The sequence below is a fragment of the Pantoea sp. Tr-811 genome (assembly GCF_011752535.1).
Classification (GTDB): Bacteria; Pseudomonadota; Gammaproteobacteria; order Pseudomonadales; family Pseudomonadaceae; genus Aquipseudomonas.
The window spans coordinates 1-12,191 of sequence record NZ_VWXJ01000001.1 but is presented as its reverse complement, the minus strand read 5'-3'; the positions used below and the strand labels follow the sequence as shown (position 1 = coordinate 12,191).

7 protein-coding genes are annotated in these 12,191 nt (G+C 51.5%); 6 read left to right on the top strand and 1 reads right to left on the bottom strand.

Annotated elements, in window-relative coordinates:
- Nucleotides 1-72: 72 nt before the first annotated feature.
- The 6 genes from F3J44_RS00035 to F3J44_RS00010 all read left to right on the top strand — a co-directional run bounded on the left by F3J44_RS00035 (nt 73) and on the right by F3J44_RS00010 (nt 11,127).
- Nucleotides 73-1,044 (top strand): AraC family transcriptional regulator, encoded by a 972-nt coding sequence (locus F3J44_RS00035; RefSeq protein WP_167269793.1) that lies wholly within the window; start codon nt 73-75, stop codon nt 1,042-1,044.
- A 691-nt stretch (nt 1,045-1,735) separates the two neighbouring features.
- Nucleotides 1,736-2,821 carry an aldo/keto reductase family oxidoreductase gene (locus tag F3J44_RS00030; protein ID WP_205299590.1) on the top strand — a complete coding sequence of 362 codons (1,086 nt, stop codon included), beginning with the start codon at nt 1,736-1,738 and terminating at the stop codon, nt 2,819-2,821.
- Between the two features lie 111 nt (nt 2,822-2,932).
- A complete protein-coding gene (locus tag F3J44_RS00025) occupies nt 2,933-4,291 on the top strand; it encodes an NTP/NDP exchange transporter (RefSeq protein ID WP_205299588.1) in 1,359 nt (452 codons plus the stop codon).
- Between the two features lie 231 nt (nt 4,292-4,522).
- Nucleotides 4,523-5,821 carry an NTP/NDP exchange transporter gene (locus tag F3J44_RS00020; RefSeq protein WP_167269789.1) on the top strand — a complete coding sequence of 433 codons (1,299 nt, stop codon included), beginning with the start codon at nt 4,523-4,525 and terminating at the stop codon, nt 5,819-5,821.
- 811 nt (nt 5,822-6,632) lie between these two features.
- The gene (locus F3J44_RS00015; RefSeq protein WP_205299631.1) at nt 6,633-7,793 is read left to right on the top strand and encodes an efflux RND transporter periplasmic adaptor subunit; all 1,161 of its coding nucleotides are present in this window, start codon (nt 6,633-6,635) and stop codon (nt 7,791-7,793) included.
- Between the two features lie 157 nt (nt 7,794-7,950).
- Nucleotides 7,951-11,127, top strand: a complete 3,177-nt coding sequence (locus F3J44_RS00010; RefSeq protein ID WP_167269785.1) for an efflux RND transporter permease subunit — start codon at nt 7,951-7,953, stop codon at nt 11,125-11,127.
- Between the two features lie 968 nt (nt 11,128-12,095).
- Here the strand turns inward: F3J44_RS00010 and F3J44_RS00005 are convergent.
- The coding region (locus tag F3J44_RS00005; protein ID WP_167269783.1) for a transposase domain-containing protein at nt 12,096-12,191 on the bottom strand (96 nt) is incomplete at its 5' end.

Here is a 12,191-nt window from a genome sequence, read left to right as displayed (position 1 = left end):
CCAGCGTCTTTGCAGCAGGTTAAAGGTAACCACTAATTAATTGGAGTAAGCTATAGTGAAGAGGGTGGACCCATGAATTCAAAATTATCCCATATCGAGCACACCGTCGAGCCAGCCGCCAGACACAAAGATTTACTGCGTATCATTGACCTGTGGGCAGACAAAAATACTGGCGATTGCCTCACTCCAATTAATGGGTTGACATTTTTCCGTCGAGACAAACTAGCGGCGCCACATCACTGCATGGTTCAACCCAGCATTGTAGTATTAGCCCAGGGTGCGAAATTGATGCGCGTCGGAGATGCCGCCCTCCCCTACGACCCAACGAAGTTTCTAATTGTATCGCTGGACGTGCCGGCCATCTCCGAGCTCGTATCTGCGAGCCAAGAGCATCCGTGTCTAGGGCTATCACTTACTCTAGACGTACACATGCTTGCTGAACTATTTATTCACACTTCACACCCAACCGCTATCGAGAAGATAGCAAATTATAGCGTAGGCACAGCACCACTATCATCTGTACTTTGGGACCCTATAATTCGCCTCGTAAGCCTACTAGACGAGCCATCATCCATTCCTATTCTTGCACCACTTGCTCTCAGAGAAATACATTATCGATTGCTACTAAGTGAGCAAGCTCCTCTGCTCAGACAAATCGTGTCAACTGATGCATACGGCCAAAGAGTTGCTCGAGCAATCAACTGGCTAAAAGAACATTTCGCTAAGCCTTTTCGCATTGACGATCTAGCCGGAAGGGTTCAAATGAGTCCCTCTACATTTCATCAACACTTTCGCCAGTTGACTTCTATGAGCCCTCTTCAGTACCAGAAGTGGTTGCGTTTAAACGAGGCGAGGAGGTTAATGCTCAGCGAGCGCTTAGATGCGAGCAGTGCAGCATACCAAGTAGGCTACGAAAGCCCATCACAGTTCAGCCGTGAATACGGTCGACTTTTTGGCTCTCCCCCCAAGAAAGACATCGGTGCGCTTCTAAATCCTGAGAAGGCTGCACAGAAAGCCACTCAACCATTGCCTAACAGAATATAAGTAAGACCGTACAAAGCGGGGCTAGTCAATAAAATTTTATTTTCAGGGTGAGACAGCGCATCTGTCATATTCCCTCCCTTTGGACGCCTTCTGGCGTCCTTTTTTTTGGACAACCCGAGCAATACCCCCCTCACAACCACACATGCCAAATACCGTGCACACATAATCCACATATTTAACCACCGCACTTACAGCATAAAAATTAATACCTTCAATAATCTATCACATCGGTAGGAACGATAAATTTTTCGCTTATAAAAAGTACCCCAGCCACTATTGCGAATAGCAAAGCTCGCACTTGCAGACAACAGAAACCATAAAAATCATTATTAGCCTTATGAATTAACGATTACTAATTAGCTCAGCTTATAGGGTCATTCACCTTCCACCCTCTACTCAACTGAAGAATATATGATAAAAATTCTCAATGCATAGAATCTGCCCGCATGAGGACTACAAATTGAAAAGCCACCACAGTTTATCACGCAGTTATCTCGTCCATAGCTACACCCGTTCGAAAGCGTGCTAACTAACTCAAGAGGCAGCGCGCTATTGATGGCCCCAACCCCACTAATCACAGGCACTAAAAAACTAAATCATCAGACAACGCGCAATTGACTTTCGGGAGCGCAAGCAGAATCACGCGCCCCTAATTTACATATGAGACTTGTCAGATAAAACGGAGAATCACATGGTATCCCGACGAGATTTTATAGCAGGAGTTGGAGCTGTGGGTGCTGGGATTGCGCTGAGCAGTTCCATTCTGCCCAGCGCCTCGGCGTCAACTAACGGACCTAGAAACGCCGCTCTAAACTCGAAGAGAGGCGCAATAAAAAAGATACCACTTGGTTCGACCGAGATACAAATCCCAAATATTGCCGCAGGCATGATGCGGATAGCTGATCTTAACGACACTCAGATTCGAGCGCTGTATGACGGAGCAAGAAAAAGCGGCGTAAACTTCTTCGATCACGCTGACCTATACGGTTTCAACACCCCAGGCGGCATCCATTTTTGTGAGCGACGATTCCGTGAGGCACTTAGCCTCAGCAACTCAGAGCGAGAGCAAATTTTCCTTTTGACAAAAACTGGAATCGTCACTGATCCGTGGCACTATGACCAGTCCTATGAGCACATCGTAAGTTCCGCGGAGGCATCATTGAGGTCACTCGGCACTGACTATCTTGATGTACTTCTGCTCCATCGCCCTGATGCACTTGTTGAACCCGAGGAGGTGGCTAAAGCATTCGACCACCTAAAAGCCTCCGGGAAAGTCCGCTCATTTGGAGTATCGAACCACACTCCACGCCAGATTGACTTGCTTAAGACAGCCGTCACTCAACCAATAGTGGTCAACCAAATTCAACTGTCAATTACCCACTCCCCAATCATAGCCCAGGGTCTCTCTTCTAACATGACAGGCTTCGACGACTCCATCACACGCGACGGTGGTGGCATAATCGACTATGCAAGAGCAAATAAGATCACACTGCAGACTTGGTCGCCATTCCAGAAAGGCTTTCAGGACGGGGTTTTTCTCGACTCACCAGATTATCCAGAACTCAATGCGGAGTTGAAGCGACTCGCTGCGAAATACGAAGTTACTCCCACGGCAATTGCTACAGCCTGGATTACACGCCACCCCGCTGGCATGCAAGTTGTGCTTGGCACCACAAAGCCTGAGCGCGTCGCGGAAGCCGCGGCTGGATCAAATCTCCCATTGACCCGCGGGGAATGGTACGGACTTTTCCGAGCCGCAGGGCACAACGTTCCATAACTCAAGCGGCCCGCTGACTCCTTGCCCTTGTGAGAGCCAGCGGTACCTGCGTGCTGCAACCTCGCTAATAACTAGCACTTCTGGAAAAGGTTCGCCCTGAAGTGCGACAGCATGCTTTCCAGCGACACCTTGCAACTGGGCTTATCCTCCATGACTCATCTCATATCGCGGTTAACGCGTAAGACTTTTAATGTGCAGCGCGGAGAGATCCTGCCGGTCATTGTGGCAGGTTTGTTCTTCTTCTTTATTTTAACAGCGCTCATGCTGCTGCGACCTGCGCGAGACGCGTTAGGTATGCAGCGTGGCATCGAGGCCATCCGATGGCTGTTCATAGGCACCGCCGTCGCCACTCTGCTAGTCAACCCAGTCTTTGGATGGATGGTGAGTCGCTTCCAGCGGCTGCGCTTCATTTCAGCCACCTACGCTTTCTTCGCGCTCAGTCTAGTCGGCTTTTGGTGCCTATTGATCTTCGCTCCAGGAGCAGTAGGTGAACGGAGCGGGCAAGTCTTTTACGTTTGGTTTAGTGTATTCAATCTATTCGTAACCATGGTTTTCTGGGCTCTCTTAGCAGACCTCTTCTCCGGTGATCAAGGTAAGCGACTCTTTGCGCTCATTGCTGTTGGGGGCACCCTTGGTGCCATATTCGGACCATGGTTGTCATCTCAGCTTGCTAAGCCCCTTGGTACGCCAGGCCTGCTTTTGGTAGCTGCATGCTTTTTAGCACTCGCCATTCTCACGGCTTGGATACTGGTCTGGCTACGCCTAGATCACCAATCCACTGAGCTCGGCGATACTCCAGCGAATCTCCAAGGTGAAGAAGCTGAGCGCATCGGTGGCGATGCCTGGGCCGGCTTACGCGCAGTCATTTCCTCCCCTTACCTCTTGGGAGTCGCGGCATACGTGCTGCTTATGACGCTGATGGCCACATTGATTTACTTCACACGACTTCAAATAGTCGCTGCGGCGGCGACTGATCTGGACACGCGAACGGCTCTGCTCGGCAGCATCGATATGTGGACGCAAACGGCAGTTCTGCTTCTACAGCTCACCTTAACGGGGCACATCGTTAAGCGCTTCGGACTGGGCGCCGCACTCGCCATTCTTCCCATAGCGACGGCAATTGGATTTATTGGCCTCGCGATCTATGGTTCGTTCGCAGTGCTCATACTACTGGAAGCGACGAACCGCGCCGTTCAGCGGGGGCTGACCCGTCCAGCTAGAGAAGCTCTTTTCACTGTCGTCAGCCGAGAAGAAAAGTACAAGGCTAAGGCGATCGTCGACACGTTTCTCTATCGAACGGGCGATGTAATCGGCGCCCAAGCCGAAGGTGTATTAGGGCGCCTTGGCTTTGCCTTAGGCGGCTTGGCAAGCATCGTCATCCCTACAGCCATCGTCTGGGCGGCATTGGGCCTCTGGTTAGGCCGAGCTCATACGGCCCGTACGGCCACAGCAGCAAGAACCAAGTCATAGCAACGGCTTATTCCCTGTGTCCGAATTTCTACAAGCAGCCTTCCAGCGGTGTGAGCAGTGTGGCGATAACCCTTCAAGACAATCAGAAAACCTGAAGGTCTAACTAGGCACGCTCGGCACAAGCACTATAAGCGTGGATCTTTCACATGGTCCTATGGCACGTTGCCGGTGAAGTTTCCGAAGCTATAGAAGAAACCAAATATTTTTTTTGCAGTGGAACTGGCGCAAAACATGCAAACTAAAGACAGAGGCATTACGCCAGCTCAATTTCTGGCCGGGATCAAGCCAGAGGAAGCATCCACAGTCACGTGGTCACTTATTTATACTGGCTCACTATTTTTCGCCTACTATGTGCTACGCCCAATACGTGACGAACTCGGTGTAGCCAGCGGCGTCAGCAGTTTACCATGGCTATTCACCAGTGCCTTGGTAGCAATGATTATATTAAACCCTATGTACGGGTATCTCGTCCGGCGCTTCACAAGACAACAAGTCATCTCAATCTCATACAGATGCTTTAGCATTTCCTTAGCTGGCATCACCGCCGTACTCGCGGTAAGCAGCGATGCACACAACATTTTGGCTGGGCGCATATTTTTCATCTGGGTTTCAGTATTTAATCTTTTTGTCGTTTCTGTTTTTTGGTCATTCATCCAGGACATCTTCGACTCCGAGCAGGGGAAAAGATTATTCGGAATCCTAGCAGCCGGTTCAACCATAGGGGGGCTTCTTGGCTCGGCCTTAACCGCAAGTCTATTCGAGAATGCAGGTCGAACTTGGCTAATAATTATCGCTATCATCCTGATAGAATTTGCAGTCTTAGCATCTCGCAAAGCCTCTCTAGCAAGCTCTAAACATCTCACTGTAGCGCAGCAGCAAATCGCGTTCACTCCCATTGGGGGAGGAGTATTCTCAGGAATCGGGCGAACATTTAAATCACCGCACCTACTCGGACTTGCCCTTTTCATCCTCCTCTACTCCATAACCTCCGCTTTCTTGTACTTGCAACAAGCTAGTTATGCGGACGCCAGCCTAACAACAAGTACAGAACGCACAATTTTTTTTGCAAATATTGAGTTATGGGTACACGCGACCACCCTATTTTTCCAAATATTCCTGACCGGTCGCTTTATGGCAAAGATGGGAGTACTTGTCACTCTATGCTCACTTCCTATTGTCAGCACACTAGGATTTGCAGCACTAGCCACCAACCCAACTGTATGCGTTTTTATTATAGCGCAAGTTGTACGCAGGGTCACAAATTTCGCACTTACCAGACCAGCGAAGGAGATTCTATTCACTGGAAGAACACGTGAAGACCGATACAAGGCTAAAACCTTCATAGATACGGTAATTTATCGCAGCGGAGACCAAGTTGGTAGCTGGGGATACGCTAGTTTAATGTGCATGGGTTTAGGAACGGGTCAAATTGCTGCAGTTGGTATCCCACTCTCTTTAGCCTGGCTAGCACTGAGCGCTTGGCTGGGAAGCAGACATATAGTCGAAACGCAGGACGCTCCGCAGCCTTAACTAACCGAATATAAACTAAAAAATCAATGAGCACTCACTTTAACCTCGCCTCACGCGCAAGTAAATAGCTGCGTTAATCATAGTTTTTTGGATATAACTCAAGCCTAACGCCCACCTGCAAACATCAAGACGCCAGCAAGGGCAGGTACGCCTCATTTCCAATTGTGTCACCTCTGGTTTCACAATAACCGCCAATTTCCTCAGGAGTTTTAACTCTCAAGTGGCCATCTGCTCTATCGCAAAGATTTCTGAGAACGCATCGGCACCCACAATTTGTGGGTGTCTCGAGTTCGTAAACCCGCTGCGTTTCACGCCGGGAGTGGACAGAACGTCGTCGTAGCAAGCTCTTGTCCACCGTAACTCGCCGCCAGAATGACCCTACTTATTAGCTTGACTTATAAACGCTTTAAGTATTTATCAGGTAGTTAGTACGGCGGGTTTTTGAAAAAATCTCGATAATACCGTGCTACTCCAATGCCTCATATATTTTAGCAAGTCTAGCCAGATGGCCTTTAAGGATCTTTGAAATGTCAGCGGTAGACAGCTCTTGCACGTTTGCAACTGAGCAGCTGGCTACCGCTCGCCTGGATCAGTAGGACTAATCAGATCCTCAGAAGGCTTGCCTAAGAGCAGCGGGTCAAATCTTTAACCAGGCTGCAATGCAGTTGGATCTTTAACGGGCTGGTTGGGAGCTTACTCATGCGTTACCTGCAAGACTCAACCGGCCCTGTGTTGGTGTCTGAGCAATGAAACGAATGACTCCAATTGTATTTCGAGATCAATCTACATGACCGATAGTGACAAGAGCCGAATGTCCATAGCAAGGATATTGCTTGCTATACCGTTAGCGGCAACAGTGTTGACCGCTTGTGACTCCAAACCTGAGACCACAGGCCCAGTCGATCTCCCCATTGTCGAAACCTCCCTCACCTCCGTCAAGCCAGTGAATGTCTGGGAGGACTTCAACGGCAGGGTCGACCCGGTAGAGTTTGTGTCAGTTATCCCTCGAGTCTCCGGCTACATAGAGAGCGTTAATTTCAAGGACGGTCAGCAGGTCAAGCGAGGAGATGTGCTGTTCACCATCGATGCCCGAGATTATCGCGCACGTGCACAACAGGCTACGGCAGCACTCGCCAGAGCTATCGCTCAAGCGGATCAGACACGTAACGAGGCATCCCGAGCGAATATTCTCAATGAGGTGCAGGCCATATCTAGAGAGGTTTGGGAGCAGCGGAGGGCCGCGGCTGCACAGGCTTCGGCAGATGTACAATCTGCCAAGGCCGCTTTGGTACGCGCAAAACTCGATGTTGAATGGACTCAGGTCCGATCACCAATCGACGGACGCGCAGGCCGCGCACGCTTCACTGCCGGAAATCTGGTCAAAGCGGGTGACGCAGAAAGCGTACTAACGACGCTTGTTTCTCAGGACAAGGTGTACGTGTACTTCGACGTCGACGAAACTCTGTATCAACGCTTTGCAGTTCTGAAAAGCGTTTCGCGTGCCGCAGCAGTCCGCGTTGGGTTCAGCGGGGAGGCAGGCTATCCACATGAAGGACGGGTCAGCTTTGTCGACAATCAAATTGCCAGAACGACCGGCACGATTAGCGTGCGAGCGACTTTAGACAACCGTCCAAACACCTTTACACCCGGACAGTTCGTGCGCGTGCAGTTACAAGCTGGGAAAGCACTCAACGCGGTATTAGTCGATGATAAAGCAGTGCTAACTGACCAAGATCGCAAATACGTCTATGTAATCGACACCGAAGGCACTGCACAACGGCGCGACATCCAGCTGGGCGCTATGGTGGAGGGGCTACGCATAGTCTCCCATGGCTTAAATGCCGGCGAGAACGTGGTCATTAGCGGCACACAGCGAATTTTCGGCCCTGGAACAAAGGTCAAAGTTCGCGCCGCTACCCAAATTCAGCAGGCCTCAGCCTCTTCATCGACGCATCACTTCATACCGAACTAGCGCGGATAAAACCCGTCCGTAACGCATAGATGCCTGGTGCCCCTGCAGCGGTTCAGGTCCCTCCAATACGTCTCGATGAAATCGGGCTCGGCGCTCGCTAGCCGCCGCGACTTCGAAAGCCCGCACAGGAACCGAGCAGAGAACAACGTGATTACCAATGAACTTTTCTAGGTTTTTCATCGATAGGCCGATCTTCGCGGCGGTCCTTTCGATCATCATCTTCGCAGCCGGAGTGATTGCCCTTCCATTGCTTCCAATCGGTGAGTACCCCGATGTTGTCCCGCCCTCAGTCCTTGTACAGACGACTTACCCGGGTGCCAACCCCAAGACCATTGCGGAGACTGTCGCCAACCCGCTGGAGGAAGCGATCAACGGGGTGGAGGGCATGATGTACATGAAATCGGTGGCCAGCTCAGAAGGCGCCATGCTTCTGACCGTCACCTTCCGGCCAGGCACCGATCCAGACGATGCAGCGGTGAAAGTGCAGAACCGCGTTGCCCAGGCTCTTCCGCGTCTGCCTGAAGATGTGCGGCGACAAGGCGTGACGACCCAGAAGCGCTCTCCAACCTTCCTCATTACCGTTCAGTTGACATCACCCGACGGCCGCTACAACGCGCAATACTTGCGTAACTATGCGCGCATTCATATGCGCGACGCGCTCACCCGAATCCAAGGTGTTGCCGATGTCGTATTTGAAGGGGCTGGCGAATACGCGATGCGAGCCTGGCTTGATCCCGAGCGTATAGCGGCACGCGGCTTGACCGCAGGTGACATATTGAGAGCAATGCGCGAGCAAAATGTGCAGGTCTCTGCAGGTCAGCTCGGTGCAGCGCCAATGCCCGGTGGCGATTTCGTGACATTACTGAATACTCAGGGACGCTTGCAGACCGAGGAGCAGTTCGGCTCAATCGTGGTTAAGGGCGGGAAGGACGGCGAGCTGGTCAAGCTTTCAGATGTAGCCCGTATTGAGCTAGGTGCCGTTGACTATGCACGGCGTTCGTTAGTAAACGGCCACGAAGCAGTCGGCATGGCCGTGTATCAAGCTCCAGGCGCCAATGCGCTAGAAGTCCGCGATGAAGTTGTGGCGCGCATGTCCTCGATGGCAAAACGACTCCCACCTGGTATCACGTTCGAGGCAGGATACGACACCACGATATTCGTACGTGACTCGGTAAAGGCTGTAACCAGCACACTGTTTGAAGCTATTGCGCTGGTTGTAATCGTGGTGTTGCTGTTCCTTCAGACATGGCGTGCGTCCATCATTCCACTCATTGCCGTGCCGGTCTCAGTCGTTGGAACTTTCGCAGCCCTGTATCTTCTAGGCTTTTCTATCAATACGCTTACGCTGTTCGGCTTGGTCCTTGCAATCGGCATTGTGGTCGATGACGCCATTGTTGTGGTCGAGAACGTCGAGCGCTACATAGAGCGTGGACTAACTCCGCTCGCGGCAGCGCACACTGCGATGCGAGAAGTCTCAGGCCCCATCATTGCCATCGCGATCGTGCTCTGTGCGGTGTTCGTCCCGATGGCATTCCTCAGCGGTGTGACAGGCGAGTTTTACAAGCAATTCGCGGTCACGATCGCGATTTCCACAGTAATTTCGGCCATTAACTCTCTGACTCTTTCACCTGCGCTGGCTGCACGCCTGTTAAGGCATCGCAGTGCACCAAAAGATCTCGCGACAAGAAATATTGAGCTGGCGCTAGGATGGTTCTTCCGGCCTTTCAATCGCTTTTTCGACAAGAGCTCGAAGGGCTACCATGAGAGAATTGCAAAGATCCTCGATCGGCGAGGGATGGCACTCGTTGCCTATATCGTACTTTTAGCCGCCACGGGGCTCATGTTTAAGGTAGTGCCCGGTGGCTTCATGCCAGTCCAGGACAAGCTATTTCTGATCACGACCATCAAGCTGCCAGAAGGTGCTTCAATCGAGAGAACAGATCGCTTGGTGAAGAGCATCACCGCAGAAGCGAACGAAGCGGAAGGTGTCCTTCGCACAATCTCCTTCACAGGGATGAATGTTTTTCAGGGCATCAATACGCCAAACATGGGTGCAGTATATGTTCAATTGAAAGCAAAGACCGATCGGACACTAAGTGCTGAGCAAATCGTCGCTAATCTAAACAAAGAATGGTCTACATACACTGAAGGCCAGGCCTTCACATTTATGCCCTCCCCCATCCAAGGATTGGGTAACGGTAACGGGTATCAGTTATTTATTGAAGACCGCGAAAACCAAGGCTATGCAGCCCTTCAAGATGCCGTCCAGGCAATGCGCTCGGCGATTGCGGCTACTCCAGGATTAAGCCTGCCAGTCACCAGCTATCAAGTGAATGTTCCTCAATTCGACGTCGACGTCGACCGAGAGAAAGCCAAGGCGCAAGGGGTGGCACTGACGGACGTGTACGAAACGCTGCAGACTTATTTGGGCTCTGCCTACGTCAACGACTTCAATCGGTTCGGACGAACCTGGCAGGTTGTGGTCCAAGCTGATGGGCAATTTCGTAAATCCGTGCAAGATGTTGCGAACCTTCGCACGCGTAATGACCGTGGCGAAATGGTTCCTATCGGGACTATGGTAAACATTCGTCAAAGTTTTGGCCCAGATCCGGTCCTACGCTATAATGGTTATCCTGCCGCGGACCTCTTGGGCGAGTCGAACCCAGCGTTTTACTCTTCAGCACAAACGATGGAAGTTTTGACTGAGTTGGCTGGGCGAGTCCTGCCCGCGGGCATGGCATTTGAGTGGGCCGAGATGAGCTATCAACAAGCCACCCAGAGTAATTCGGCGATCATCATATTCCCAGTGGCAGTAATGCTCGTCGTCCTAGTACTGGCTGCGCTCTATGAGAGTTGGACTCTCCCTCTGGCAGTAGTGTTAATCGTGCCTTTGTGTATGCTTTCAGCTTTGGTAGGAGTTTGGATCACAGGCGGGGATAATGGAATTTTTGTACAGGTGGGCCTTGTTGTCCTGATGGGACTAGCTTGCAAAAACGCAATTCTGATAGTTGAGTTCGCGCGCGAGCTGGAGTTGCACGGGGAAAATATCTTAGAAGCTGCGCTGGAGGCTTGTCGATTGCGCCTTCGGCCGATTGTCATGACATCAATCGCATTTATTGCAGGAACTATCCCCTTAGTATTCTCGGCCGGAGCCGGTTCAGAGGTACGCTCGGTCATTGGTATTACTGTCTTCGCGGGAATGCTTGGCACAACGCTTTTTGGACTATTCCTAACACCGGTGTTTTATGTTGCGATGCGAAAACTAAGCGGGCGACCGCTCGTATCGCATGAAGCAGACAATCAAACGTCGAGTTTCCCGGGCAAAAGTCGATAATGGCGCTTGATCGAAGCGCCCTCGCTTCGATCAACATAAACAAAGAGTTCATCGCATGAACATCAAACCCACCTCCTCCCTGCTTTCCGTCTGTTGCGTACTCGTCTCAGTAACCAACTCCCAGTGAGTACCGCTTCTAGGGCGATGCCCCGTCTGTGAGAAATCAATACTGGAGGCCAACCGCTTGAGTTCCTTATTGAGCCGCCACAAACAAAACGCCGACGCTTGGCCGACAGCTTTATTACATCGCCTCGGCATCCCATTTGATCTCACCTCGCCAACCCTTCACATGCGAATGAGCAGCTACCTGCATAGCTAGTCGAAGTCACTGTAGCCGAACCACGATTGGATCAGGTCGCACTCACCCATCAGCGAAGAGCATCTTTCTCATATGAGCCGCTGTTCCATATCCACGCGGGGCTTCATCAATATTGTCACGAGAAAAAAACGGCTATCGATTGGAGTATGTGCTGCCCGTGCTCAAAGATGCGCCGCGCGGCCGCCGACGAAGCAAGCCAGTGTGATCGGATAATTTCCACCACATCGGTAGGTGCAGGCATGACTTACGTATGGTGAGGTGGGCGGACGCAGGCGATGGTGGCTGTTTCTGCCAATTTTCAGGAGTCACGTGCTCAGCGGCAGCAAAAACGAGGCACTCACAGCGTTTTTCGCTACTCGAACCTATATTTTGCCTCGTTTGGGATATGAGGTGGCTGGCGTACGGAATCCCTGAAGCTAAAGGCGAATCTGAGAGTAAGTTCGCCAGACGCTTATCCAGCGAAAGCGGCCAATCCCCTCACGCGACTCCTCCTTTGTCGCCACCACGACGCTGGGGATGTCTCTAGCCACCACATTGCCGCGGTAGCCCTTTGAGCACCTTCGCTTCTGTTGTGAAAAAAGGTCAACAGTACTTCGAAAGGGTCATCTGGGCGAACATCGTAAGCGTACGGGCAAACCGTCTTGCACGACTAAGCTGGACGCCACCTATGCGGCAGCAGCGCAGCAATCTCACTCGCCCGCTGCGTAGGCAGGCGCGTCAGCACATCCTTCAGGTAGGCATACGG

Bases quoted from the DNA above. Each gene is read 5' to 3' on its own strand.
- F3J44_RS00035 (WP_167269793.1), top strand. From the start codon at position 73: ATGAATTCAAAATTATCCCATATCGAGCACACCGTCGAGCCAGCCGCC.
- F3J44_RS00030 (WP_205299590.1), top strand. From the start codon at position 1,736: ATGGTATCCCGACGAGATTTTATAGCAGGAGTTGGAGCTGTGGGTGCT.
- F3J44_RS00025 (WP_205299588.1), top strand. From the start codon at position 2,933: ATGCTTTCCAGCGACACCTTGCAACTGGGCTTATCCTCCATGACTCAT.
- F3J44_RS00020 (WP_167269789.1), top strand. From the start codon at position 4,523: ATGCAAACTAAAGACAGAGGCATTACGCCAGCTCAATTTCTGGCCGGG.
- F3J44_RS00015 (WP_205299631.1), top strand. From the start codon at position 6,633: ATGTCCATAGCAAGGATATTGCTTGCTATACCGTTAGCGGCAACAGTG.
- F3J44_RS00010 (WP_167269785.1), top strand. From the start codon at position 7,951: ATGAACTTTTCTAGGTTTTTCATCGATAGGCCGATCTTCGCGGCGGTC.